Origin of the sequence: Streptomyces sp. NBC_00353 (assembly GCF_036108815.1) — a bacterium.
Lineage (GTDB): Bacteria > Actinomycetota > Actinomycetes > Streptomycetales > Streptomycetaceae > Streptomyces.
Map to the genome: position 1 here is coordinate 6,808,007 of NZ_CP107985.1, position 26,360 is coordinate 6,834,366.

Here is a 26,360-nt window from a genome sequence, read left to right on the forward strand (position 1 = left end):
CCATGCCGCGGACCGACCCCGAACTGCCCTTCTTCGTCTACGGCACGCTGCTGCCCGGCGAACCCAACCACGACCTGTTCCTCCGGGACCGGGCGATCGCGGAACAGCCGGCCCTGCTGCCGGGAGCCCTGCTGTACGAGGGCCCCGGCTACCCGTACGCGATCGAGGGCCACGGCACCGTGCGCGGCACGCTCGTCACGGCCGCGCCCGCCAGGTACGCGGAGCTGCTCGTCGTCCTCGACCGGCTGGAGGAGTACGTCGGACCGGGGCACCCGCGCAATCTCTACGAGCGGGTCGCCCGCGAAGTCCGCCTTCCGGGCGCGGTCCCGCCCGCCACCGGAACCGCCCGCGCCTGGGTCTACCTCGCCGCCGCCCCCGTCACCCGCACCCTCCGTACCGGCGGCATCCCCATCCCGGGAGGCGATTGGCTCACCCGGCGGCCGCCTCCACCCGCACCGCGCACACCTTGAACTCCGGCATCCGCGACACCGGGTCCAGGGCCGGGTTCGTCAGCGTGTTGGCCCGGCCCTCACCCGCCCAGTGGAACGGCATGAAGACGGTGTCCTGCCGGATCGCCCCGGTGATCCGGGCGGGCGCCACCGCCCGCCCGCGCCGCGACGTGACCGCCACCGGATCGCCCTCCGCCACCCCGATCCGCTCGGCGAGCCGAGGATGCAGTTCCACGAACGGGCCGGGGGCTGCGGCGTTCAGCTCGTCGACCCGGCGGGTCTGCGCACCCGACTGGTACTGGGCGACCACCCGACCCGTCGTCAGTACCACCGGATACTCCCGGTCGGTCTCCTCGGCGGCCGGACGGTGCGTCACGGGTACGAACCGCGCCCGCCCGTCGTCGGTGGCGAACCGGTCCAGGAACAGCCGCGGCGTACCGGCATGCTGCTCGTCCGGGCACGGCCAGAACACCCCGTTCTCCGCCGCGATCCGCCCGTACGTGATCCCCGCATAGTCGGCGGGACCGCCCGCGGAGGCGCGCCGGAGCTCGTCGAAGACCTCCTCGGGGTCGGTGGGGAACCCCTTGCCGTGCCCGAGGAGCGCGGCCAGCCCGTGCAGCACCTCCAGATCGCTGCGGACGCCGTCCGGCGCGGTGACCGCCCGCTGCCGCAGCAGCACCCTGCCCTCCAGACTGGTCGTCGTCCCGGTCTCCTCCGCCCACTGCGTCACCGGCAGCACCACATCGGCCAGCGCCGCCGTCTCCGACAGCACCACATCCGCGACCGCGAGGAAGTCCAGCGACCGCAGCCGCTCCTCCACATGCGCGGCGTGCGGCGCGGACACCACCGGGTTGGACCCCATCACCAACAGCGACCGCACGTCCGTCCCCAGCGCGTCGAGGAGCTCGTACGCACTGCGCCCCGGCCCCGGCAGCGAGTCCGGGTCAACCCCCCACACCTGCGCCACATGGCTGCGCGCCGCCGGGTCGGTGAGCTTGCGGTAGCCGGGCAACTGGTCTGCCTTCTGCCCGTGTTCGCGCCCGCCCTGGCCGTTGCCCTGCCCGGTCAGACAGCCGTAGCCGGACAGCGGTCTGCCCGCCCGGCCGGTGGCCAGACAGAGGTTGATCCAGGCGCCGACCGTGTCCGTGCCCTTGGACTGCTGCTCGGGTCCGCGCGCGGTCAGCACCATGGCGTTCTGCGCATCGCAGAACATCTCGACTGCCTCCCGCAGCTGCGGCACCGGCACCCCGGTCAGCCGCTCCACCAGCTCCGGCCAGTGCGCCATGACTCCGGCCCTGGCCTCGTCCCAGCCGGTCGTACGGTCGCGCACGAACTCCTCGTCCACCCGGCCGGCCGCCACCACCAGATGCAGCATTCCGAGCGCGAGCGCGAGATCCGTGCCGGGCCGGGGCGCCAGATGCAGATCGGCCTGCTCGGCGGTGCGGGTCCGGCGCGGATCGATGACGATCAACCGGCCACCGTTCTCACGCAGTTCGGTCAGAAAGCGCAGCGCGGGCGGCATGGTCTCGGCGAGGTTCGACCCGACGAGGATCACGCACCCGGTGCGCGCGATGTCCTCCAAGGGGAACGGCAGCCCGCGGTCGAGGCCGAAGGCCCGCTGGTGCGCGGCGGCCGCCGACGACATGCAGAACCGCCCGTTGTAGTCGATCTGCGAGGTCGACAGGACGACCCGGGCGAACTTCCCGAGCGCGTACGCCTTCTCGTTGGTGAGCCCGCCGCCGCCGAACACCCCCACGGCATCGGGCCCGTGCGCGGCCCGGGTGCGCCGGAGCCCGTCGGCGATCGCGGCCAGCGCCTCGTCCCAGCCGGCCGGCTCCAGCTCGCCACTGACCGCGTCACGCACGAGCGGTCCGGTCAGCCTCACCCGTGAGGAGAGCACGGCCGGTGCGGTCCGGCCCTTGCCGCACAGGGCGCCGCGGTTGACGGGGAAATCGGTACGCTCCACGACCTCGACCACCGGGCCGCCGGTGACCGGTCGCAGATTCATCCCGCACTGCAGTGAGCAGTACGGGCAGTGGGTCGCGGTGGGGGCAGTCTCGGTGCGGGCCATGTGCCCCAGCGTGCGAGCCAGGTGTTACGCGGACGCCCGCGACCGGTTACGCCGCCGGAACGTGGACCTCAGCCCGCCTCCGCCGGGCCCGTGAGGTCGGCCTCCGCCGGGCCGGAGAGGCGGTCGGCGTCCTCACCGCCCGCCGGTCGCCAGGGCCTCCCCGACCCCGGGCTCCTCGGGCCCCAGGAAGTGCGGATCCGGCTTGAACATCGCGTCCAGGGCCGCCTTCCCCGCCGCGAACACCTCTCGCGTCCCGCCGTAGTACCAGGTCGCATCGTGCTTGGCGTCGACCCCGACCCCGTACGCGTCGATACCCGCGGCCCGGCACAGCGCGATTGCCCGCCGGATGTGGAACCCCTGGCTCACCAGCACGGCCCGGTCGACCCCGAAGATCTTCTTGGCCCGCACGCAGGAGTCCCACGTGTCGAACCCGGCGAAGTCGCTGACGATCCGCTTGTCCGGGACCCCGTGCGCCACGAGATACGCCCGCATGGCATCCGGCTCGTCGTACTCCTCCCGGCTGTTGTCCCCGGTCACCAGCACGACCTTCACCTTGCCGTCCCGGTACAGCTCGGCGGCCGTGTTCAGCCGGTTCGCGAGGTACGGCGACGGCTTCCCGTCCCACAGCCCGGCCCCGAACACCACGGCGACCTGCTGCGCGGGCGCGTCCGCGGTCGTCCGGACACGGGCGTCGGCGACGGAGTACATCCAGGTCGCGGGAGCCAGGCCCAGCACACAGGCTGCCATCACCCCCTGCACGACCCACCGCTGTCCACGCCGCGTGCGCGGCCGGCGCGGCCGCAGCCGCCCGAGCCACCCCAGCCATTGCGGCCGCTTCCCTCGCATCGGAGTCCCTCGGTCGGTGTCATTGCGTCAACTGATCGGACGAGTATCAGGTCAAAAGGGTTCTCCACGCCGCGACTTTCTTCACCCGGACCGGCCCCGGTCGCAGGCCCGCGTGCCGTACGCACACCGGGCGCGGACCCCGCCCAATAAAATCGGCCGATGTTGCTTCCCCGGCTGATCGCCTCCGACCTCGACGGCACTCTTCTGCGCCGCGACGGCACCCTCTCGTCCCGCACCCTCCGCGCGCTGCGCTCGGCCGAGAGCGCCGGTGCGGAGGTCGTCCTCGTCACCGCCAGGCCGCCCAGGTTCGTCGACCGGCTCGCCGAGGCGACGGGTCTGACGGGGACAGCGGTGTGCAGCAACGGCGCGCTGGTCTACGACATCGGGACGCGTACGGTCGTCTCCTCCCGCGCCCTGCCCGTCACCGTCGCCCAGCGCGTGGCCACCGCACTCGCCGCCGTCCTGCCCGAGGTGGGGTTCGCCCTGGAGACCGGCAACCAGGTCCTGTACGAACCGGCGTACCGGCTGCGCCTGTCGGAGGACATCGACGCCGAACTGCCCGTAGCGTCCCTGGCGGACCTGTGGCTGACCGACGTACCCGTCACCAAACTCCTCGCCTGGTCCGACCGGCTCGACGCGGACACCCTGCTGGCCGCAGCCCGGCAAGGGGTGGGCCCGGCGGGCAGCGAAGTCCAGTTCACCCACTCCGGCGGGCGCGGGCTCCTGGAGATCAGCGCGTCCGGGGTCACCAAGGCGGGCACTCTCGCGGAGCTCTGCGCCGGGCGCGGCATCGACGCCACGGAGGTCATCGCCTTCGGCGACATGCCCAACGACCTGACCGTCCTCGACTGGGCGGGCACCGGATACGCCATGGGCAACGCCCACCCGGCCGTGCTCGCCGCCGTACCGACACACACGATGTCCAACGAGGAGGACGGGGTGGCCCACGTCCTGGAGCGCCTCTTCGGGCCGCCGACCGCGCCGTGAGCCCGTGGCAAAGACCCGTCACCCCTGCGCAACGACCTGGCAACCTGCGCCCGCCACCATCGGTGCATGACGGAGTCGGCATCGGCACAGCCCCGTGAGTCCCTGCCTCTCGACAGCACAGCGCAACTGTTGACCCGAATCACCGCCCAGCTCGGCGCCCAGCTCAGCCATGTCTCCCTGAACGGAACGCGCAGACCCATGCACCACCGCACCGGCGGCTCCGCACCGGGCTCCGCCACCACCACCCACGCCCCCGCCCTCGTCGCCGTGGCGCACGGCAGCCGCGACCCGCAGGCGCTGCGCACGGTCATGACGCTGCTGGACCGGGTGCGGGAACTGCGCCCGGGGCTGGACGTCCGGCTCGGCCACATAGAGCTGAACGAGCCGCTCCTGCCGGCAACCCTGGCCGGCCTGGGGTCCGGTGCCGCCGTTCTCGTACCGCTGCTGCTCGGCCGCGGCCACCACGTCAAGCGGGACATACCTGCGGCACTCGCCGTCGCACCTGCCCTGCGGGCCACGATCGCCGCGCCGCTCGGGCCGCACCCCCTGCTCGTCGAGGTGCTGTACGGGCGGCTCGTCGAAGCGGGCTGGCCGGCCGAGGAAGCCGACAGCCGCGGCTCCGCCGTGGTCCTGGCCGCCGCCGGTTCCCGCGACCCCGATTCGGCCGCGGACACCCGCCGCACCGCACGGATGCTCAGCGAACGGCTCGGCGGAGTGCCCGTCGTCGCCGCGTACGCCTCCGCCACCACGCCCACCGTCCCCGTCGTGGTGCGCGCCCTCGCCGCCCGCGGCCGGCACCGGGTCGCGGTCGCCTCGTACTTCACCGCACCCGGCCGGTTCGCGACGGCCGCCGCCGCTGCCGCCCCCGGCACCGCCGCGGCCCCGCTCGGCGCGCACCCCGCGATGGCGCGACTGCTCCTGCACCGGTACGACCAGGCGTTGGCCGGCGCACTCCCGGCAGATGAAGTCGCGACGAACGGCCATCTCCTGGCGTCCGCCTGAGCATTCTTGTCGGTCCGGCCGTTTACTGTCGTGACCATGGACGGTACGCGGGGCACACAGGAACACGGCACCACGCCCTATGGCGCGGCCGACACCGAGCGCTGGGACACCGAGCCCGACAAACGGCCGGGCCGCACCGCCTTCCAGCGGGACCGCGCCCGGGTGCTGCACTCCGCCGCGCTGCGCAGACTCGCCGGGAAGACCCAGGTCGTCACGCCCGGCACCCGCAGCCTCGTCTGGGACGCCAGTCCCCGGACCAGACTCACGCACTCCCTGGAATGCGCCCAGGTCGGCCGGGAGCTCGGCGCGGCGCTCGGCTGCGACCCCGATCTGGTCGAGACGGCCTGTCTGGCGCACGACATGGGCCACCCGCCGTTCGGGCACAACGGCGAGCAGGCGCTCAACGACTTCGCCTCCGACTGCGGCGGCTTCGAGGGCAACGCCCAGTCGCTGCGGCTGCTGACCCGGCTGGAACCGAAGCGGTTCGTGCGCGACGTGCGGACCGGCGAACTGGTCAGCGTCGGGCTCAATCTGACCCGGGCGGCGCTGGACGCCGCCACCAAGTACCCCTGGCCGCGCGGCGGCCACCCCACCGACCCCGGCTCCCGGAAATTCGGGGTGTACGAGGACGACCTGCCGGTCTTCGAGTGGGCCCGCAAGGGCGCCCCGTCGTACCGCAAGTGCTTCGAGGCCCAGGTGATGGACTGGTCCGACGACGTCGCGTACTCGGTGCACGACTTCGAGGACGGTCTGCACGCCGGCCACATCGACCCCAACTGCCTCTTCGCGGAGCCGGAGCGCCGCGAGATCTGGGACGTGGCGATCGGGCGCTACGTCCCTCTCGACACCGACCCGCAGGAGCTGGCCGACGCCCTCGACCGGCTCATCGGCCAGGAGTGGTGGCCGCACGGCTACGACGGATCCGCCGTCGCCCAGGCCCGGCTGAAGGACGCGACGAGCCAGCTGATCGGCCGGTTCTGCCTCGCCGCCGAGACCGCCACCCGCCAGGCGTACGGAGCCGGTCGCCTCGGCAGGTACGCGGCCGAGCTCGTCGTCCCGCGCGGGGCACGCAATGAATGCGCGGTCCTCAAGGCGGTGGCCGACCGCTATGTGATGCAGCGCGCCGAACAGGAAGCGATCCGTGCCGACCAGCGGATCGTCATCGCGGAACTGGCCGCGGCGCTGACCGCGCGCGCCCCCGAGGGCCTGGAACCACAGTTCCGCGCGCTGTACGAGCACGCCTGCGACGACCGGTCCCGCAAGCGCGTCCTGGTCGACCAGATCGCGGCCCTCACGGACGCCTCGGCCCGCTCACTGCACACCTCGCTCACCTCCCGGGGACGGTGAGGGGCCGCCGGGCGGTACCCCGGTGCGGTCACGTCCCCCAGCGCCCTGCCGCCGCGCGCCCTGCCCGGAGGCGGACCGGCCGCCCGCGCTCCGGGCCACCTGTGTGCTGCGGGCGAAAGGTGCCCCGGCGGGCCGCCGTCCGGCATACGGATGCCTGCCCCCGTACCCCCGTATTCGCCTGCCTGTTCGGCGGCCGCGGGCAAGTCCTGCGGCCGTGGGGCGCGGCGATGGCGGTCGGCAACGGCGCAGGTGATGTGCTGGGAGCACATGCCACGCCGGGCGGGCGCGCGGCTCCGCCCGGGGCCCGTTCCGCGCGGCGTGGGCCCCGGCCCGTGGCCACCGGGTGTGACCTGATCGGGGTACACCCTCTTTCGCCATCACGCTGCGTGCGGGACGCTCGCAGGTGGCGGCGGAGCGCAGCAAGCACCGAGGAGGCACCAAAGTGGTCGACGCACATCGGACGTTCGTCATCGTCGGGGGAGGACTGGCCGGAGCGAAGGCAGCCGAGACACTCCGTTCGGAGGGTTTCAGCGGCCGGGTGATCCTGGTCGGCGATGAGCGCGACCATCCGTACGAACGACCTCCCCTCTCCAAGGGCTATCTGGCCGGCAAGGAGGCCCGTGAGAGCGTCTTCGTCCATGAGACGGCCTGGTACGCGGGCGCCGATGTGGAGCTCCACCTCGGCCAGCCCGTCACCGCCATCGACCGTGGCGGCCGCTCCGTGGAGCTCGGCGACGGCACCGTCATCCACTACGACAAGCTGCTGCTCGCCACCGGCGCCGAACCCCGCCGTCTCGACATCCCCGGTACGGATCTGGCCGGCGTCCACCATCTGCGCCGCCTCGCCCACGCCGACCGGCTGAAGAACGTGCTGTCCGCGCTCGGCCGCGACAACGGCCATCTGGTGATCGCCGGGGCCGGCTGGATCGGCCTGGAGGTCGCGGCGGCGGCCCGGGGATACGGTGCCGAGGTCACCGTCGTCGAGCCGGAGGCGACCCCGCTGCTCCGGGTCATCGGCCCCGAGCTCGGCCAGATCTTCACCGAACTCCACAGCGACCACGGCGTCCGCTTCCACTTCGGCACCAGGCTCACCGAGATCATCGGTCAGGACGGCATGGTCCTCGCCGCCCGCACCGACGACGGCGAGGAACACCCCGCCCACGACGTCCTCGCCGCGATCGGCGCCGCCCCGCGCGCCGCCCTCGCCGAAGCCGCCGGTCTCGCGATCGCCGCCCGCAGCGACGGCGGCGGCATCGCGGTCGACGCCTCTTTGCGCACCTCCGACCCGGACATCTACGCCGCCGGGGACGTGGCCAACATGCCGCACCCGCTGTTCGGCACCCGGCTGCGCGTGGAGCACTGGGCGAACGCGCTCAACAGCGGCCCGGCCGCGGCCCGCGCCATGCTCGGCCGGGACGTCGGCTACGACCGCGTGCCGTACTTCTTCTCCGACCAGTACGACCTGGGGCTCGAATACTCGGGCTGGGCGCCGCCGGGCTCGTACGACCAGGTCGTCATCCGCGGCGACGCGGGCAAGCGGGAGTTCATCGCGTTCTGGCTGAAGGACCGCAGGGTGCTGGCCGGGATGAACGTCAATGTGTGGGATGTCACCGAGACCGTGCAGGAGCTGATCCGGACCGGCCGGCAGATCGACCCGGACGCGCTGGCGGACCCGTCGGTGCCCCTGGAGTCGCTGATCTGAGCGGTATCAGGACGGTGTTCTGCGCCGTGTTCCCCGCCGTCTTCTCCATCGCGTTCTCCGTCGCCGGGCGGTCGTGATCAGGGTGTCGTCCGGCGCCCGCGACGACGTCCGCGGGCTCCTGCTGTCCGCCCTCACCCGTAGACTTCACCCGTGGCAGGCAGGATCAATGACGACGATGTGAAGGCGGTCCGGGACGCGGTCCCGATCGACGCCGTCGTTTCGGAGTACCTCCAGCTGCGGAACGCGGGCGGGGGCAACCTCAAGGGGCTCTGCCCGTTCCACGACGAGAAGTCGCCCTCCTTCCAGGTCAGCCCGAGCAAGGGACTCTTCCACTGCTTCGGCTGCCAGGAGGGCGGCGACACCATCGCGTTCGTGATGAAGATCGACCACCTCTCGTTCTCCGAGACGGTCGAGCGGCTCGCTGCCAAGGCGGGCATCACCCTGCGCTACGAGGAGGGCGGCTACAACCCCTCCCACCAGCGCGGCGAGCGCATCCGGCTGGTCGAGGCGCACAAGGCCGCCGCCCAGTTCTATGTCGAGCAGCTGGACAGTCCCGAGGCGGAGATCGGCCGGAAGTTCCTCGCCGAGCGCGGCTTCGACCAGGCGGCGGCCGCCCACTTCGGCGTCGGCTACAGCCCGGCCGGCTGGGACCACCTCACCCGCTACCTCCGGGGCAAGGGGTTCAGCGACCGGGAGCTGATCACCTCGGGCCTCTCCCAGGACGGCCGCCGCGGCCCCATCGACCGCTTCCGAGGCCGGCTGATGTGGCCGATCAGCGACACATCCGGCGAGGTCGTCGGCTTCGGTGCCCGCAAGCTCCGCGACGACGACAACGGGCCGAAGTACCTCAACACCCCCGAGACCGCGATCTACAAGAAGTCGCAGGTGCTGTACGGCATCGACCTCGCGAAGAAGGACATCGCGAAGGCCAGCCGGGCCGTCGTCGTCGAGGGCTACACCGACGTCATGGCCTGCCACCTCGCCGGCATCACCACCGCCATCGCCACCTGCGGTACGGCCTTCGGCGGCGACCACATCAAGATCCTCCGCCGGCTCCTGATGGACAACGGCAGCGCCCGGGTGATCTTCACATTCGACGGCGACGCGGCCGGTCAGAAGGCCGCCCTGCGGGCCTTCGAGGACGATCAGAAGTTCGCCGCGGAGACGTACATCGCGATCGCCCCGGACAACATGGACCCGTGCGATCTGCGGCTCGTCAAGGGCGACGAGGCCGTCCGCGACCTGGTCGAACCACGCACGCCGCTCTTCGAGTTCGCGCTCCGCCAGATCGTCGGGCGGTACGACCTGGAGACCCCCGCTGGCCGCGGCGCAGCCCTCGACGAGGCCGCCCCCGTCGTCGCCCGGATCAAGAACAGCTCCTCGCAGCACGAGGTCGCCGTCCAGCTGGCCGGGATGCTCGGCATCCTCGACACCCAGTTCGTCGTCAAGCGCGTCGCCCAGCTGGCCCGCTGGGCCCGCGACCGCGGCGACCGGGGCCCCGCCCCTGCGCCCACCCGCGGCGGCCCCCAGCACCAGCAGGCCCGGCCCACCGCCGGCCCGTCGGGCCCCGCGCTCCATCTCCGCAGCCCCGCCCACCGCACCGAGCGCGAGCTGCTCAAGCTCGCCCTGCAGCGGCCCGCCCTGGTCGCCCCGGCCTTCGACGCCTACGGGGTCGACGAGTTCACCGCCCCGCCGTACGCGGCGGTGCGGCAGTGCATCGCGGAGGCGGGCGGTGCCGAGCGGGGCCTCGCCGACACCCGCGAGTACCTGGTCGGCGTCCTCGGTGCCGCTCCCAACGACACGGTGCGCAAGCTGGTCACCGAGCTCGCCGTGGAGGTCTTCCACGGCAAGTCCATCGACGAGGCGTACGCGGGTGAGCACCTGGTCAAGGTCCGGCTGCGTGCCGTCGACCGCCGGATCAACGACGTCCAGGGCAGCCTCAGCCGTCTCGGCAGCAATGTGGCTCCCGACCATCTGGCGGCCGCGCAGAACGAGGTCTGGGTCCTCCAGCAGTACGCCCAGTCCCTGCGGAACAACGGCGCCGACGCGCTCTGACGCGACCGGGGCCGGTCCGGCGGATCATGGCCGGGCCCGGCCTCCCCGCGCGTAACCGGCCGGTTACGGACCGGACTCAGAAAGTCCGCGCACGCCCCTCGTGGCGGCGATGTGTCTTCCCCCACACTGGGGGGCGGTGCCTGAGTCATCGGAGCGCGGTCGGCCCACTGCACGGTGGACCTCCCATCCCCGCGATCCGGCAGCGATCACCTGGAGGTCGCCCCCGTGCAGACCCGGACCGTGACCACAACCGAGCGTGTCTCGGCCGTCCCCGCGCAGAACCGGGCCATGCATCATCCGGAGGCAGCGGTGGACCCACTGACACCCGAACCGCCCGAACCGTCGGAACCGCCCGAGTCGGTCGTCGCAGCCGACGCCGTCCTGGAGGAGCAGGCGGAGGTGCCCGAACTCCCGGAGTCGCGCGGCCGCACCGACACCGGCGGCCCGTCCTCCGACCTCTTCCGTCAGTACCTGCGGGAGATCGGACGCATCCCGCTGCTCAGCGCCGCCGACGAGGTGGAGCTCGCCCGCCGTGTCGAGGCCGGCCTCTTCGCCGAGGAGCGGCTCGCGAGAACCCCGGACCCGGACTCCCGACTCGCCGTCGATCTCGACCGGTTGGTGGTCATGGGGCGGATGGCGAAGCGCCGCCTGATCGAGGCGAACCTGCGCCTCGTCGTCTCCGTCGCCAAACGCTACGTCGGCCGCGGACTGACCATGCTCGATCTGGTCCAGGAGGGGAACCTCGGACTGATCAGGGCCGTCGAGAAATTCGACTACGCCCGGGGCTACAAGTTCTCGACGTACGCGACCTGGTGGATCCGGCAGGCCATGTCCCGCGCCCTCGCCGACCAGGCGCGGACGATAAGGGTCCCGGTCCATGTCGTCGAGCTGATCAACCGCGTCGTACGGGTGCAGCGCCGGATGCTCCAGGAACGCGGCTACGAGCCGACGCCCGAAGAGGTCGCCGCCCAGCTGGACCTGACGCCGGAACGGGTCGGCGAAGTGCTGCGGCTCGCTCAGGAACCCGTCTCGCTGCACGCACCGGTCGGCGAGGAGGACGACGTCGCGCTCGGCGACCTGATCGAGGACGGAGACGCGGCGTCCCCCGTGGAGTCCGCCGCGTTCCTGCTGCTGCGCGAGCACCTCGAAGCGGTGCTCTCCACCCTGGGCGAGCGGGAGCGGAAGGTGGTCCAGCTGCGCTACGGGCTGGACGACGGCCGGCCCCGCACACTCGAAGAGATAGGCCGGATCTTCGGCGTGACGCGCGAACGCATCCGCCAGATCGAATCCAAGACCCTCAACAAGCTGCGGGACCACGCCTTCGCCGACCAGCTCCGCGGCTACCTGGACTGAGGTCGTACCGAAGAGATCAGTCGACCTCGGCGACCGCCTGCGCGAACTGCGCCGCGTACAGCCGGGCGTACGCCCCCTGCGCCTCCAACAGCTCGTCGTGCGTGCCCTGTTCGACGATCGACCCGTCCTCCATCACCAGGATGACGTCCGCATCCCGGATGGTGGAGAGCCGGTGCGCGATCACAAAGCTCGTACGGCCGTGCGCGAGACGGGCCATCGCCTTCTGGATCAGCACCTCGGTACGGGTGTCGACGGAGCTCGTGGCCTCGTCGAGCACCAGGATCACCGGGTCCGACAGGAACGCCCGCGCGATGGTGATCAGCTGCTTCTCGCCCGCGCTGACCCCGGTGCCCTCGTCGTCGATCACCGTGTCGTAACCGTCCGGCAGGGTACGGATGAAGCGGTCGGCGTGGGCCGCCCTCGCCGCCTCCTCGATCTCCTCCCGGGTGACCTCGCGCGAAGCGCCGTACGCGATGTTGTCCGCGATCGACCCGCCGAACAGCCAGGTGTCCTGCAGGACCATGCCGATCCCCGACCGCAGCTCGTCCCGCGACATCTGCGCCACGTCGACGCCGTCGAGTGCGATCCGGCCGCCCGTCACCTCGTAGAACCGCATCAGCAGGTTGACCAGCGTCGTCTTGCCGGCGCCGGTCGGGCCGACGATCGCGACCGTGTGGCCCGGCTCGACGTTCAGCGACAGATTCTCGATGAGCGGCTTGTCCGGCTCGTACCGGAACGACACCTTCTCCAGCGAGACGCTGCCGAGCAGCTCTGCCGGGCGCCCACCGGTCCGGGCGTCGGGGCCCTGCTCCTCGGCGTCCAGCAGCTCGAAGATCCGCTCGGCCGAGGCGACACCCGACTGCACCAGGTTCGCCATCGAGGCGACCTGCGTCAGCGGCATCGAGAACTGCCGCGAGTACTGGATGAACGCCTGGACGTCACCGATCGACAGTGCACCCGACGCCACCCGCAACCCACCGACGACGGCTATCAGCACATAGTTCAGGTTCGACACGAACATCATCAGCGGCTGCATGATCCCGCTGTTGAACTGCGCCCGGAAGCTCGCCTCGTACAGTGCGTCGTTCTGCTCGGCGAAGTCCCTCGCGGACTCCTCCTGCCGCCCGAAGACCTTCACCAGGGAGTGCCCGGTGTACATCTCCTCGATATGGGCGTTGAGCTTTCCCGTCACCTTCCACTGCTGCACGAACTGCGGCTGCGACCGCTTGCCGACCTTCGTCGCCACGACCACCGACAGCGGCACCGTCACCAGCGCCACCAGGGCCAGCAGCGGCGAGATCCAGAACATCATGATCAGCACGCCGACGATGGTGAGCAGGGAGTTGATGAGCTGGCCCATCGTCTGCTGCATCGTCTGAGAGATGTTGTCGATGTCGTTCGTCGCCCGGCTGAGCACCTCGCCGCGCTTGGCCCGGTCGAAGTACGACAGCGGCAGCCGCGCCAGCTTCGTCTGGATGTCCTCGCGCAGCTGGAACACGACCTGGTTGATGATCCGGATCGACAGCCGGGTGGCCACCAGCATCAGCAGACCGGCACCGACATAGACCGCCAGCGCCGTCAGCAGTACGTCGCCCACTGCACCGAAGTCGATGCCGTGGCCGGGGACGAAGTCGACCCCGGAGAGCAGGTCGGCCAGGCCGCTGTTGGTCTTGCGCAGGCCCTCGACGGCCTGCTCCTTCGTCGTGCCCTCGGGCAGCCGCCGGCCGATGACCCCGGCGAACACCAGGTCGGTCGCCCTGCCGAGGATCTTCGGTCCCACCACCGAGAGGCCGACGCTCAGCACGCAGGCCGCCAGCATCCCGTAGAGCGAGGCCCTCTCCGTCGCGAAGCGCTTCAGCAGCCGCTTCGAGGACCCCTTGAAGTCCATGGACCGGTCGGTCGGCGCCCCGCCCGCCATCATGCGTCCGCCAGGCCCGGCCATTACGCGGCCTCCGCTTCCGTCAGCTGGGAGAGCACGATCTCCCGGTAGGTTTCATTGCCGTCCATCAGCTCGTGATGGGTACCGGAGCCGACGACCCGGCCCTCGTCGAGCACCAGGATCCGGTCCGCGTCACGGATGGTGGACACGCGCTGAGCCACGATCACCACGGTCGACTCGGCGGTCTCCTGCGACAGCGCCCGGCGCAGCGCGGCATCCGTCGCATAGTCGAGCGCGGAGAACGAGTCGTCGAAGAGATAGATCTCCGGTCGCTGCACCAGCGTCCTCGCGATCGCGAGTCGCTGCCGCTGCCCGCCGGAGACATTGGTGCCGCCCTGCGCGATCGGCGCGTGCAGCCCGTGCTCCAGCTCCTCGACGAACTCCTTGGCCTGCGCGACCTCCAGCGCGTGCCACAACTCCTCGTCGGTCGCGTCCGGGTTTCCGTACCGCAGATTCGTCGCCACCGTCCCGGAGAACAGATACGGCTTCTGCGGAACCAGACTCACCGTCTTCGCCAGCAGCGTAGGCTCCAGCGTCCGTACGTCCGTGCCGTCGACCAGTACGTGACCGTCCGTCACATCGAACAGCCGCGGTACGAGACCGAGCAGCGTCGACTTCCCGCTGCCCGTCGACCCGATGATCGCGGTCGTCTCACCGGGCCGCGCCACCAGATCCACTGACCGCAACACCGGCTCCTCGGCGCCCGGGTAGCGGAAGTCCGCGGCCCGCACCTCCAGATGACCGTGGGCGCGCAGCTCCCGCACCGGCTCGACCGGCGGCACCACGCTCGAATCGGTCTCCAGCACTTCCTGGATGCGCTCGGCACACACCTCGGCGCGCGGCACCATCATGAACATGAAGGTGGCCATCATCACGGACATGACGATCTGCATCAGGTAGGAGAGGAACGCGGTCAGCGCGCCGATCTCCATACCGCCGCTGTCGATCCGGTGCGCACCGAACCAGACCACGGCGATCGACGACACGTTCACGACCGTCATCACGGTCGGGAACATCAGCGCCATCAGACGCCCGGTGGAGAGCGCCACATCGGTCAACTCGGTGTTGGCGCCCCGGAACCGCTTCTCCTCGTACCCGTCGCGGACGAATGCGCGGATGACCCGGTTGCCGGTGATCTGCTCGCGCAGCACCCGGTTCACCGTGTCGAGCCGCTCCTGCATCGTGCGGAACAGCGGCCGCATCCGCCGCACGATGAGACTCACCGCGATGCCGAGCACCGGCACCACCGCGAGCAGCACCGCCGACAGCGGAACGTCCTGGCCGAGCGCCATGATGATGCCGCCGACACACATGATCGGCGCCGAGACCATCATGGTGAACGTCATCAGGACCAGCATCTGGACCTGCTGGACGTCATTGGTCGTACGGGTGATCAGCGAGGGTGCCCCGAAGCGCCCGACCTCACGTGCCGAGAACGACTGAACCCGGTCGAAGACCGACGCCCGGACATCCCGGCCCAGTGCGGCCGCAGTTCGCGCACCGTAGAAGACCGCCCCCGTGTTGCAGACGACCTGGGCGACGGAGACGGCGATCATGATGCCGCCGTACGTCAGGATGTAGCCGGTGTCCCCCTCGACGACACCGTTGTCAATGATGTCGGCGTTGAGAGAGGGGAGATAGAGAGTGGCGCAGGTCTGCAGCAGCTGGAGAGCCACCAACAGCATGATCGGTTTCTTGTACGGGCCGAGACAGGCCCGCAGGAGTTTTATGAGCACGCGTGTCTCTCGGAGTCGGCAGGAGGTCGGGAGTCGACTCATTTTCCGGCAAGGCCCGGCGTGACCGCGAACGTTTTTCCTCAAGCCCAGGTCAAAAACATGACCCGGTCCACCTGTCGGAGACCGAACCTCCGGCCGGGGGACCGGCCTTGTCACCCAGAGCGGTCGGATCAGAGCGCGGAGTCGAACGCCCCGGGATGGATCTGGTCCCGCGTCGCCCGGTACTGCTGCCGCACCGCTTGACCGACCGGCAGCTCCTCGCCCGGCTCCAGCACCTGCGCCGCCGCGCCCTGCCAGGCCGGGGGGGTGCGCGGATCGAGCGTCCCCCGCGAGACCCCCAGCGCCCAGGCCGCCTGCCGGGCCGCACCAAGCGCCGCGTACTCGGCCGGCTGCGGTACGACGACCTGTGTACCGAACAGCGCAGGCGCAAGCCCCTGCACGGCACTCAGCTCGGCCGCCGCACCCAGCAGGAACACCCGCCGCACCTCGACCCCGCGGTCACGCAGCACATCGAGCGCGTCGGCCAGCGAGCACAGCATGCCCTCGAACGCGGCCCGGGCCAGATGCTCCGGCTTCATCGACTCCCGCCGCAGCCCGCTCAGCGTGCCCGCGGTGTGCGGCAGATGCGGGGTGCGCTCGCCCTCCAGATACGGCAGCAGTACGAGCCCGGAAGCGCCCGGCGTCGACTTCAGCGCCAGCGCGGACAGCTCCTCCAGACTCTCCAGACCCAGCATCTCGGCGGTGCCGCGCAGCGCACGCACCGCATTGAGCGTGTACACGACCGGCAGATGCATCCCGGTGGCATCCGCGAACGACGTGATCATCCCGGACGGATCGGCCAGCGCCTCGTGGTGCACCGCCATCACCGAACCTGAGGCCCCCAGCGACACCACCGCGTCGCCGGGCCCGACCCCGAGCCCGAACGCCGCCGCCATCGTCTCGCCGGTCCCGGCCGAGATCAGCAGGCCCTCCGGCGTCGTCCCGGCCGCATCGGCGGGGCCGAGCACCTCCGGCAGCGCGGCCTGGTGCCCGAGCGCGAGCTCCACCAGATCGGGCCGGTACGCCTCGCTCCCCGCCGACCAGTACCCCGTCCCCGACGCGGCACCCCGGTCGGTGGTCCGCCGGTTCGGCCGGCCCAGCAACTGCCAGACCAGCCAGTCGTGCGGCTGCAGCACCGAAGCGACCCGCTGCGCCGCCTCCGGCTCGGTCCGCGCCAGCCAACGCAGTTTCGACACCGGTTGCGCGGCCTGCGGCACGGCCCCGACCGCCTGGGCCCAGGCCTGCCGCCCGCCGAGCCCGTCGATCAGATCGGCCGCGGCGACCTGCGCCCGCTTGTCGTTGCCGAGCAGCGCCGGGCGTACGAGGTTGCCCTGCCGGTCCAGCGGCACCAGACCGTGCTGTTGCGCGGACACGCCGATGGCCTGGACGCCTTCGAGCAACCCGCCGGTGGCCGCCTCACCGAGTGAGAGCAGCCACACCTGCGGATCGACCTCGGTGACCTTCGCCTCGACGGGATGTGCGGCGTACCCCTGCCGGAGTACGGCACCCGTGTCCGCATCGCAGACGACGATGTGTGTGAAGGCCGAAGAACTGTCCAAGCCGGCGACTATGCCCATGATGAAGATTCTGCCGCACCGCCGGAGCTTTCCCGTACGGAAGGCGGGTGGCCACCCCTGTTACGTATTGCTGGTGCCCCAGTCGTCCTCGACACCCTGGCCCTGGCTCCGCTCCCGCACCGACCGCACCCGCTCGACCACCGAGGCGGGCACCTTGTCACCGACCTTGACGCTCACCGCGTGGTACGCCTTGCCGGCGAACTCGCGGCTGCTCTGTGCCGCGGACTCGGCGGTATTGCGCACGGCCGGGTTCTGGGCGATCTGACGTGCGGACTTCTTCAGCTGCTCGTAGCGCTCGCGTCCGGCCCGAGTGCCGATGACGTAACCGAGGGCCAGGCCGGCGATGAACGTGAGCCGGTACCGCATGGCTGCCACCCTTCTCCTGCTCCGTGCTTGCTGCGTATGTGCTCGGTGCGACGTGTGCTGCCCGCCTACCCGCCGGGGCCCGAGATCACCCGGGGCGATACCGATTGGCGGAGCACCCCCCTGCTTGCGCTAATGTATGTGTCGCAGCGAACGCGCGCCGCCCGGCAGCAGCCAGGCAGGTAGGGTTCGGTGCAAACGCAGCAATCCCCTGTAGCTCAATTGGCAGAGCAGCCGGCTGTTAACCGGCAGGTTACTGGTTCGAGTCCAGTCGGGGGAGCGCGATCCCCTGTAGCTCAATTGGCAGAGCATTCGGCTGTTAACCGGAGGGTTACTGGTTCGAGTCCAGTCGGGGGAGCGGAACGGAAGAGGACCCTTCGGGGTCCTTTTTCGCGTGCCGGGCCGGAGGCTGATCCGACGGCCGGTGCCGGACTCTTTCGTGTCCGCTTCGCGCCGTCCGGAACCGGGCAGCCGGCAGCGCAGTCCTCAAGGTCAGGCGAAGCCGACCATCCGGAGCGAGAGATCGTATGACCGGCTATGCTGCGGCAGACGGCGCGCACACATGTGCGCGCCACGCCGAAAAGGGGCGGTAGCTCAGCCGGTTAGAGCAGCGGACTCATAATCCGTCGGCCGTGGGTTCGAGTCCCACCCGCCCCACCACGACGGCCGCAGCGCAGGAACGTTCCAGCCTCCTGGAAACAAGGATGCACGCGCGGCGGCGTCGAACGTGCAAGACACGCTGAAGGCCGTTCGCAGGCCCACTGTCGGCTCAGAGGCCGACGCTCACGAGGTGACGGAGCCCCGACCGCGCATGCGGCCGGGGCTCCGTCGATATCCCGAACTCCGTGTGTACCGACCGGTTTCGTCCGGGCGTGCGTCAAGTGGGTCGGCTGCTGGTGGTGTTGAGGCGGCGTGTGAGGGCTGTGGCGCCTCGTTGCTGCGCCCTGACGCTCGGTACGAGCATTTTTCTTTGCGTTAGCAACGCGCTTCGCTCATCGTGACTCCGGGGCGCACCCTCGAACGGTAGTGGCGCGCCGTCACGCTCCGGTGCCGTTCCGTCGCGCCCCGCCCATGCCTGCGGGTGCCTGGCGGCTGTCGACCCGGATCTGTGGGGGTGTGGGGCCGCTGCGGCCGATTTCGTCAGCGATGCTGCGGGCGTGCTCCGTTGTGCCGATGAGGCGCCCCGTGGACCGCTTTGTGCCCGCGCATCACGCCGGGCGATACCCGAATATTCGCCTAGAAATATGGCTTTTGCCCGAATTCGTACGCGTACGACTTGTTGGTCCCGTGAAGGCGTCGTAGTGTCGATAGTGCCGCGGCAGAAACAGGGTGCGGCATACCAAACTTCCCAAAGGAGGCGAAGATGAACGTTCGTGACATCTTCCGCCATGGGGGTGGCAGGGACCGTTGGGGCGGCTGGGGCGGCTACGGCGGCTACGGCGGTTACGGCGGTTACGGCTACGGCTTCGGCCGACGCGGACGTGGACGCCGCTTCGGGCGCCGAGGCTACGGCGGCTACGGCGGCTACGGCGGCTACGGCGGCTACGGCTACTGACCGGTCACCCAGAATCTCCAAACCCCTTACACGAGGCTGGCCCGCGCAACCGCGCGGGTCACGCCTCGTGGTTTTGGGGCCCGCACCCCAGGGGCCTCCCGTTCGGACCATGTCGACCTGCGGCCCCTGGCAGGCGTTCCGCAGCGCTCTTCAAAGGTTGAATCACGACGGCATCGCAGATCGCGCCGTGATCCGGCCCCGATCCGGGAACAGGCTCCGGCGGTTGTCCGCGTTCCGCACTCCTCAGTGATGTGAGGCTCATGCGCCTTCTCGGCCCCCTCGCGCGCCCCGACGAGCCGCCCCCGGAATCGGTGACGGACGTTCCGATCCGTACCGACCCCATCAGCGTGGTGCGGTCGTTCCGACGGTTCTGGCCGCTCACCTATGGCGACCGGCGCTGGCTCCTGCTCATCTGCGTCCTCGCCAGCGTGACCGCGGTCGCGGAGACCATCACCATCCTTCTCTTCGCGGAACTGACCGACAACGCTCTGCAGCAGGGATCCGTCAGTGCCTTCTGGAAACCTGCTGGTCAGTGGCTCACCGTGGCCGTCATCGGTGCGATCGTGGGGTATCTGTGCAGCTCGCTCGCGGTCTGGACCGCCGAACGCTTCGTGATGCGGCTGCGGGCCCGCGTCTTCAGTCATCTGCAGACGCTGCCGCCCCACTTCTACCAGCGCAATCGCCGCGGTGACCTGGTCGAGCGGCTCACCGGCGATGTGGAAGCCATCGAAGCCCTCGTGGTCTCCGGCATCGTCGGGGCTGCGACCGCTCTCTTCAACACCTTCTTCTACGCTGCCGCCGCTGTGTGGCTGAGCTGGAAACTGGCCCTCGCCACGTTTGCCATGATCCCGCTCTTCTACCTCGTCACCCGCGTGTTCACGGGCCCTCTGCGCGCGGTGTCCCGGCGCGGACGTGCGGCGGACGGTGCCATCACCGCCGTGGTCGAGGAGACGCTGGTCAACGTCGTCATGACCCAGGCGTACAACAGGCAGCACGACGAGGAGGAACGGCTCCTCGGCAAGGCGCGTGCCCGGTTCAAGGCGGCGGTGCGAGGCACCCGGCTCGCCGAGCTCTACGAACAACTCGTAGAGGTCCTCGAAACGGTGTGCGTCCTGGTGATCATCGGCCTGGGGGCGTGGCAGATCTCCACGGGCGGGATCACACTCGGGCAGCTCCTCGCCTTTGCCGCCTTCGTCGGCTCCCTCTACCCGCCGATCCGCTCCCTGGGCCAGCTCGGTCTGACGGCCACCGCCGCGACCGCCGGAGCCGAGCGGCTTCTGGAGATCCTCGACACCCAGCCCACCGTCACCGACCCGGGCGCATCCGTCGCGGCCCCGGCCCGGCGGCGCGCTGTTGGCGAGGTGGAGGCGCGGCAGGTCGACTTCCACTACCCCGGTAACCCGGAGCCGGTTCTCCGCGGTCTCTCGTTCACCGCGGTCCCCGGCGAGCTGCTGGTCATCACCGGCCCCAGCGGAGCCGGCAAGTCGACCCTGGCCGCTCTGCTGCTGAGGTTCTACGACCCGGACTCCGGCAGCATCCGGCTGGACGGCACATCCGTGGACCAGTTGCCGCTGACCTACCTCCGCCGGAACATCACGCTGCTGCCGCAGGACACCCTCGTCCTGCACGACACCATCGAGCAGAACATCGCGTGCGGGCGCACCGACACAACTTTCCGTGACATCGAGGAGGCCGCGCGGGCAGCCGACGCGCACGATTTCATCCGTGCGCTTCCCGACGGCTACGACACCGTTGTCTCACCCGGCACGTCCCGGCTCTCCGGAGGCCAGTTGCAGCGCATCGCGATCGCCCGTGCCATGGTCCGCGACGCGCCCGTTCTCCTTCTCGACGAGCCCACCACCGGCCTGGACGCACTGGCCGCACAGCGCATCCTCGGCCCGCTGCGACGCCTCGCCGAGGGACGCACCACCATCGTCATCACGCACGACCTGGCCCTCGCCGCCGACGCCGACCGCATCCTCGTGCTGGACGAGGGGCGTCTGGTGGAGTCGGGCACGCACGCCCAACTGCTCGACCGCAGCGGCCTGTACGCCACGCTGTTCGACGCCAAGCCCTCGCGTGGCAACGGCACCGTGAACGCACTCGCCAAGCATGCGCGCCCATCGGGGATCCATTGGCGGTAGGGCCCTAGAAGGAGCCGGCTCCGGACCGGTCGTTACCATCCGCTGTGACCGAAACGACCGAAGAACCTGTACATCGCACGCGCATACTCGCCGACCTGACTCCGCTGCGGACCTCGCCCGACTACCGGCGGCTGTGGTTCGGGAACACGGTTTCCTGGATCGGGCAGGGGATGACGGCGCTCGCCGTGTCGCTCCAGGTGTACGACATCACCGGGTCCGCCTTCTCGGTCGGGCTCATCGGGTTCTGTTCGTTTCTGCCGCTGGTCGTCTTCGGGCTGTACGGCGGAGCCATCGCGGACACCGTCGACCGGCGCAAACTGGGGCTGGCCAGCTCCTCCGGTTCGTTCGTCCTCGCCGTCGCACTGGTCGCCGCGACCGTCGCCGGGGTCGAGCAGTTGGGGCTGCTGTACGCGGTCGTCGCCCTGCAGGCGGTCTGCTTCGCGCTCAACTCACCGGCCCGCAGCTCGATGGTCGCGCGCCTTCTGCCGGCCGAGCAGCTGCCCGCCGCAAACGCGCTCAGCTCGATCACCAGCACCACCGGTGCGCTGGTCGGGCCGATGCTGGGCGGACTCATGGTCGGCTGGTGGGGGTACCGGGCCGCCTACACCGTCGACGCCGTCACCTTCACCGCCGCGCTGTACGCGATGTGGCGGCTGCCCTCGATGCTCCCCGAGCGCGGGGACGACGCGGGGAGCGAGAAGCGGGCGTCCGTGGTGGGCGGGCTGCGGTTCCTGGCGGCGCGGCCCATTCTGCGGATGACCTTCTTCACCGACCTGTGCGCCATGGTCCTCGCCCACCCGCGGGCGCTCTTCCCGGTCGTCGCCGTGGTCTGGTACGGCGGTGACGCGAAGACCACCGGGCTGCTGGTCGCGGCTCCGGCGCTGGGCGCACTTCTGGGCGGGGTGTTCTCCGGCTGGCTGAGCCGGATCAGACGGCACGGACTCGCGGTGATCGCCGCCGTGACCTGCTGGGGCAGCGCCATCGCCGTCTTCGGGCTGACCCGCCAGCTCTGGCTCGGGCTGGTCCTGCTGGCGCTCGCCGGCTGCGCGGACACCGTCTCGATGGTCTTCCGGAACACCATGCTCCAGGCGGCGGTGCCGGACGAGATGCGGGGGCGGCTGCAGGGCGTGTTCATCGTGGTGGTGGCCGGTGGGCCGCGGCTCGGGGACTTCCTGGCGGGTTCGGTCGCCGATCTGGCGTCCCCGACGGTGGCGGCCACCGGGGGCGGCATCGCATGCGTGGTCGCGGTGTCGCTGCTCGCGTTGAAGTGGCGGGGATTCGCCCGGTACGACGCCCGGGATCCGCAGCCCTGACAGGGCGGGGCCGTGGCCCGGGCCCGGCCGGTCACGCGGGCCGGCCGGCCCCCGGCGGCGCGGCTCCTCCGTTCAGGCGGTCGCGTCGGAGAACTTCGGCATCTCGCCCTCGGTCGTCTTGACGTCGATCACGGAGAATGCCGCGCCCTGCGGGTCGCTCAGCGCCGCGAACCGGCCGAACGGGCTGGTCATCGGGCCGAACCGGAGAATCGCCCCGCGCTCCGTCGCCTTTGCGACCGCCGCGTCGCAGTCCTCGACGGTGAAGTACACATTGAGGTACGGCGGTACCTCGGGCGGGAAGTCGTCCGTCATCTTCATCCGCCCCAGGACCGGGTCGGCGCCCAGGTCGTAGAGCGCGAAGTCGATCGCGTCGTCCTGCATCTGCTTCACGCGGTACGGGAAGACACCGGGGAAGAACGCGTCCGACTTCGCCGGGTCCCGGGTGAACACCTCGGCCCAGCAGTACGCGCCCGGTGTTGCCCTGGCCTCGAACCCTTCGTGCCGCCCCGCCTGCCACACACCGAAGACCACCCCGCCCGGGTCGCGGGCCAGTGCCATCGAGCCGAAGTCGCCGACCTGCATCGGCTCCATCAGTACCTCGCCGCCGTTGTCACGGATCTTCGCGGCGGTGGCGGCGGCGTCCGGCGACGCGAGGTACAGACACCATGCCGACTGGCCTTCCTGGCCGGGCATCGGGGGCACGACGGCGGCCACCGCCTTGCCGTTCGCGTACGCCTGCGTGTAATTGCCGAACTCCGACGACGACTCGCCGAACGTCCACCCCAGCACGTCACCGTAGAAGCTCTTCGCTCCCTCGACATCGGTGAACATCGCGTCCGCCCAGCACGGGGTGCCCTCTGGTTCCACAGCCATGGTTCAGCGCTCCTGACTCGGTGATTCGGTCCGGGTTTTCACGCTAAGGGCTGTCCCGTAGTCCCTGGTGGACCGGCGCGCGGCGTCGGATGCGGTGCATCGCAAGGCGGAGGGGCATCCTCATAGCGGCCCGCCGGCGGCCGTGGCCTCCGGGCCCGCGATGCCGCGGGCGACCCCCAGCTCCACCAGGTCCTGCGGACGCAGGCGCAACTGGTCGGCCGTGGCCTGCACGGCGTCGGGGGAGCGCTTCAGGATGGCTGCCGCGAGCTCCGGGGCGATGACGGAGAAGTAGCTGTCCTGGGTGACATATGTGTTCTCCGGCGCCGCCAGGGCGAGTGCCCCGCCCGAGCCGCCCTCGCCGATCACCAGGGTCGTCACCGGGACCCGGGCCTCGGCGATCGCCGCGAACGCATCGGCGATGGCGGCCCCCGCGCCCGCCCGTTCCGCCTCGGCGTCGTTCGCCGCCCCTGGGGTGTCGATCAGGGTCAGGACGGGCACGCCGAGCCGGTCCGCGAGCCGGATCACCCGGGCCGCGGTCCGGTAGCCGGCCGGGCGGGTCGCGGTGCCGCACTGGGCGACGTACGCGATCGGCCGGCCGCCGCGTACCCCGAACCCACAGAGCAGCCCCGGATCCGTACCGCCGCACCGGTCGCCGCTGAGCGGCAGCAGGTGATCGAAGTACGCGTCGAGATACGCCCCGGCACGCGGCCGGGCCGAGGAACGGGCCTGCTGCACCGCGTCCCAGCCGGTCGCCGGCAGCCCGGTGGCCGCGAGAGTGCCCGGGACCGGCGCGGGGACGGCGGACTCGTCGACGGCTGCCGCCCTCAGCGCGCCCAGCCACCGCCCCAGCGTCCGTGGCAGCTCGTCCGGTTGGACGACCGCGTCGATCTGGCCCGCCGCCAGTTGGCCCTCCGCCGCGTACGCCGACGGGTCCGCGTCCGCCGGCCGCACCCGCGATCCGGCGAACCCGATCTGGGCCCCGGGCAGCGCCAGGATCACGTCGGCGCCTGCCCCCAGCGTGGCCCAGCCGCCGCCCGTCGTCGGATCGCGCAGGACCGCGAGCTGCGGCAGACCCGCCGCCCGCAGCCGTGCCGAGGCACGTGCCACCCGCTGGAGCTGGGTGAGCGCGATCATGCCCTCCTGCATCCGGCTGCCGCCCGTCGCGACGATCGAGACGAGCGGCAGCCGCCGGGTGAGTGCGGTCCCGTAGGCGGCTTCCAGCAGGTCCCCGGTGCGCTGCCCCAGCGATCCGCCCAGGAATCCGAACTCGAACGAGACCAGCACACACGGCCGGCCGCCGACCGTGGCACGGCCGTGGACGACGGACTCCTCCTCGCCGGTACGTGCCGCGGCGCGGGCCCGGGAGTCCGCGTAACCGGACCAGGAGAGCGGACCGTCCACCGGTATCTCCGCGCCGGGCGGGGTGTCGGACTCGGTGAAGTCGTCGGTGACCGCCGCGATCGCCTGCCGCGCCGTCAGGCGCCTACGCACCGAGCGACCGCTTCATGATCTTGCCCATGTCGTTGCGGGGCAGCGCCTCCAGATAGCGGACTGTGCGGGGGCGCTTGTGCGGGGCCAGCTGGGCCGCCACGTGGTCTGCGAGCTCGGCCTCCGCGGGCGGTGCGGCCGGGTCGGCCGGCACCACCCAGGCGACGATCCGCTCGCCCAGGTCCGGGTCCGGCTCCCCGGTGACGGCGGCCTCGCGGACGCCCGGGTGGTCCAGCAGCGCGTTCTCGATCTCGCCCGCGCCGATCTTGTAGCCGCCGCTCTTGATCAGGTCGGTGGCCTTGCGGCCGACGATCCGTACATAGCCGTCGGCGTCGAGGGCGGCCATGTCGCCGGTACGGAACCAGCCGTCCTCGGCGAAGGCGGCCGCCGTCGCGTCGGGGCGGTTCAGATAGCCGGCGAAGAGGTTCGGGCCGCGCACCTGGATCTCGCCCACCGCACCCTCGGCCGTCGGATCGTCGAGCGGGGTGCCGTCCTCCTCGACGAGCCGGAGTTCGACGCCCCGCAGCGGTGCGCCGACCGTCCCGGGGCGAGGCTCGCCGTCCGCCCGGACGCCTGTGTTCATCAGGGTCTCCGTCATGCCGTACCGCTCGATGACCCGCCGGCCGGTCGCCGCCGCGATGCGTTCGTGGTCATGGACCGGAAGGGCGGCCGACCCCGATACCAGCAGCCGGGCCCCGGCGAGAGCCTTCGCCAGCTGGGCCGCCTCCGGTGTCGCCGTACCGAGCGCCTCGGCGAGCCGGTGGTACATCGTCGGCACGCCGAACAGCATCGTGGCGCCGGACGACAGCTCCCGGGCCACGCCCTCGGTGGAGAACCGCCCCAGATGCCGCACCGATCCGCCCCGGCGCAGCGGCCCGAGCACACCCAGGATCAGGCCGTGCACATGGAACAGCGGCAGGGCGTGCACAAGGACGTCGTCGCCGGTCCACTGCCAGGCGTCCGCCAGCGCGTCCAGCGAGGCGGCGATCGCGCGGCGGGGCAGGATCGCCCCCTTGGGCGGGCCGGTGGTGCCGGAGGTGTAGACGATCAGAGCGGGGGACTCGGGGGAGGGTTCGGGAAAGACGACGCCCTCGGCCGCCGCTGCTGCCGTGTCGACATCCGTACGGTCCAGCGCGGCGAGCATCGGCGGGAGCACGTCGCCCGCCCGGGCCAGCACCACCGACGGGGCGCTGTCGGCCACGATGTGCGCCAGTTCGCGTGCGCCGGTCTTCGGGTTGAGGGGGACGGCGGGCACCCCGGCCCGCAGCGCCGCCACCACCGCGACGACGGTCTCGGCGGTCGGCGTGGCCCAGACGGCGACCCTTCCCACGCCCGCGAGCCGCGCGGCGAGTGCGTCGGAGGCCGCGGCCAACTGTGCGTACGTCAGGGTGTGTTCACCGAACCGGACGGCTTCCCGGGCGGCCGCGGGGCCGGTTCCGTCATGCAGCGCAGGCAGAAGAGAAGTCACCCTCCGACCCTAAGGGCTGTCCCGAGATCCCGGGCGGGTGCACGACGACGGCG

General features: G+C 71.2%; 19 protein-coding genes and 3 tRNA genes. 13 read left to right on the plus strand and 9 right to left on the minus strand.

All coding sequences use genetic code 11. The annotated features are described in order from the left end of the window. Positions 1–2: 2 nt before the first annotated feature. Positions 3–470 carry a gamma-glutamylcyclotransferase family protein gene (locus tag OHA88_RS30625; RefSeq protein ID WP_328627878.1) on the plus strand — a complete coding sequence of 156 codons (468 nt, stop codon included), beginning with the start codon at positions 3–5 and terminating at the stop codon, positions 468–470. Here the strand turns inward: OHA88_RS30625 and OHA88_RS30630 are convergent. Both OHA88_RS30630 and OHA88_RS30635 read right to left on the minus strand, forming a co-directional pair. Beyond that, positions 430–2,520, minus strand: coding sequence for a molybdopterin oxidoreductase family protein (locus OHA88_RS30630; RefSeq protein ID WP_328627879.1), 2,091 nt, complete (start codon positions 2,518–2,520; stop codon positions 430–432). The genes OHA88_RS30625 and OHA88_RS30630 overlap by 41 nt on opposite strands. Before the next feature lie 132 nt (positions 2,521–2,652). Continuing rightward, the gene (locus OHA88_RS30635; RefSeq protein ID WP_326603632.1) at positions 2,653–3,366 is read right to left on the minus strand and encodes a SanA/YdcF family protein; all 714 of its coding nucleotides are present in this window, start codon (positions 3,364–3,366) and stop codon (positions 2,653–2,655) included. 159 nt (positions 3,367–3,525) lie between these two features. Between OHA88_RS30635 and OHA88_RS30640 the strand changes: the two genes are divergently transcribed. The 6 genes from OHA88_RS30640 to OHA88_RS30665 all read left to right on the plus strand — a co-directional run bounded on the left by OHA88_RS30640 (position 3,526) and on the right by OHA88_RS30665 (position 11,812). Beyond that, positions 3,526–4,353 (plus strand): Cof-type HAD-IIB family hydrolase, encoded by an 828-nt coding sequence (locus OHA88_RS30640; protein WP_443044310.1) that lies wholly within the window; start codon positions 3,526–3,528, stop codon positions 4,351–4,353. Positions 4,354–4,419: 66 nt separating this feature from the next. After that, the gene (locus tag OHA88_RS30645; RefSeq protein ID WP_328627880.1) at positions 4,420–5,355 is read left to right on the plus strand and encodes a sirohydrochlorin chelatase; all 936 of its coding nucleotides are present in this window, start codon (positions 4,420–4,422) and stop codon (positions 5,353–5,355) included. Positions 5,356–5,391: 36 nt separating this feature from the next. Further along, on the plus strand, positions 5,392–6,702 hold the full coding sequence (locus OHA88_RS30650; RefSeq protein WP_328627881.1) for a deoxyguanosinetriphosphate triphosphohydrolase: 1,311 nt from the start codon (positions 5,392–5,394) through the stop codon (positions 6,700–6,702). 442 nt (positions 6,703–7,144) lie between these two features. Next, on the plus strand, positions 7,145–8,404 hold the full coding sequence (locus tag OHA88_RS30655; protein WP_328627882.1) for an NAD(P)/FAD-dependent oxidoreductase: 1,260 nt from the start codon (positions 7,145–7,147) through the stop codon (positions 8,402–8,404). Between the two features lie 150 nt (positions 8,405–8,554). Further along, positions 8,555–10,459 carry a DNA primase gene (gene dnaG / locus OHA88_RS30660; protein WP_328627883.1) on the plus strand — a complete coding sequence of 635 codons (1,905 nt, stop codon included), beginning with the start codon at positions 8,555–8,557 and terminating at the stop codon, positions 10,457–10,459. A 225-nt stretch (positions 10,460–10,684) separates the two neighbouring features. Then, positions 10,685–11,812, plus strand: a complete 1,128-nt coding sequence (locus OHA88_RS30665; protein ID WP_328627884.1) for an RNA polymerase sigma factor — start codon at positions 10,685–10,687, stop codon at positions 11,810–11,812. 16 nt (positions 11,813–11,828) lie between these two features. Here the strand turns inward: OHA88_RS30665 and OHA88_RS30670 are convergent, their stop codons facing one another. The 4 genes from OHA88_RS30670 to OHA88_RS30685 all read right to left on the minus strand — a co-directional run bounded on the left by OHA88_RS30670 (position 11,829) and on the right by OHA88_RS30685 (position 17,469). Further along, positions 11,829–13,754 carry an ABC transporter ATP-binding protein gene (locus OHA88_RS30670; protein WP_328627885.1) on the minus strand — a complete coding sequence of 642 codons (1,926 nt, stop codon included), beginning with the start codon at positions 13,752–13,754 and terminating at the stop codon, positions 11,829–11,831. Continuing rightward, entirely contained in the window at positions 13,754–15,487 is a 1,734-nt protein-coding gene (locus OHA88_RS30675; protein ID WP_328627886.1) for an ABC transporter ATP-binding protein, read from the minus strand. The genes OHA88_RS30670 and OHA88_RS30675 overlap by 1 nt, the downstream gene beginning before the upstream one ends. 170 nt (positions 15,488–15,657) lie before the next feature. Continuing rightward, on the minus strand, positions 15,658–17,103 hold the full coding sequence (locus OHA88_RS30680; protein ID WP_328627887.1) for an FGGY family carbohydrate kinase: 1,446 nt from the start codon (positions 17,101–17,103) through the stop codon (positions 15,658–15,660). A 60-nt stretch (positions 17,104–17,163) separates the two neighbouring features. Next, positions 17,164–17,469: a YtxH domain-containing protein gene (locus tag OHA88_RS30685; RefSeq protein ID WP_326608456.1), complete on the minus strand. Its 306-nt coding sequence runs from the start codon at positions 17,467–17,469 to the stop codon at positions 17,164–17,166. 204 nt (positions 17,470–17,673) lie between these two features. On the opposite strand from OHA88_RS30685, the gene OHA88_RS30690 reads away from it, so the two are divergent. The 6 genes from OHA88_RS30690 (at position 17,674) to OHA88_RS30715 (ending at position 22,478) form a co-directional block, all read left to right on the plus strand. Beyond that, positions 17,674–17,746 (plus strand) — tRNA-Asn (locus tag OHA88_RS30690). A 5-nt stretch (positions 17,747–17,751) separates the two neighbouring features. Further along, positions 17,752–17,824, plus strand: a tRNA-Asn gene (locus tag OHA88_RS30695). Between the two features lie 225 nt (positions 17,825–18,049). Then, positions 18,050–18,126, plus strand: a tRNA-Ile gene (locus OHA88_RS30700). Between the two features lie 703 nt (positions 18,127–18,829). Further along, positions 18,830–19,021, plus strand: coding sequence for a hypothetical protein (locus OHA88_RS30705; protein ID WP_267005305.1), 192 nt, complete (start codon positions 18,830–18,832; stop codon positions 19,019–19,021). 260 nt (positions 19,022–19,281) lie between these two features. Then, positions 19,282–21,165: an ABC transporter ATP-binding protein gene (locus OHA88_RS30710; RefSeq protein WP_328627888.1), complete on the plus strand. Its 1,884-nt coding sequence runs from the start codon at positions 19,282–19,284 to the stop codon at positions 21,163–21,165. A 44-nt stretch (positions 21,166–21,209) separates the two neighbouring features. Continuing rightward, the gene (locus OHA88_RS30715; protein WP_328627889.1) at positions 21,210–22,478 is read left to right on the plus strand and encodes an MFS transporter; all 1,269 of its coding nucleotides are present in this window, start codon (positions 21,210–21,212) and stop codon (positions 22,476–22,478) included. A gap of 72 nt (positions 22,479–22,550) precedes the next feature. On the opposite strand, the gene OHA88_RS30720 is transcribed toward OHA88_RS30715, so the two are convergent. The 3 genes from OHA88_RS30720 to OHA88_RS30730 all read right to left on the minus strand — a co-directional run bounded on the left by OHA88_RS30720 (position 22,551) and on the right by OHA88_RS30730 (position 26,307). Further along, entirely contained in the window at positions 22,551–23,351 is an 801-nt protein-coding gene (locus OHA88_RS30720; RefSeq protein ID WP_328627890.1) for a VOC family protein, read from the minus strand. A gap of 120 nt (positions 23,352–23,471) precedes the next feature. Then, positions 23,472–24,842: a carboxyl transferase domain-containing protein gene (locus OHA88_RS30725; protein WP_328627891.1), complete on the minus strand. Its 1,371-nt coding sequence runs from the start codon at positions 24,840–24,842 to the stop codon at positions 23,472–23,474. Continuing rightward, positions 24,835–26,307 (minus strand): acyl-CoA synthetase, encoded by a 1,473-nt coding sequence (locus OHA88_RS30730; protein ID WP_328627892.1) that lies wholly within the window; start codon positions 26,305–26,307, stop codon positions 24,835–24,837. The genes OHA88_RS30725 and OHA88_RS30730 overlap by 8 nt, the downstream gene beginning before the upstream one ends. Between the last annotated feature and the right edge of the window lie 53 nt (positions 26,308–26,360).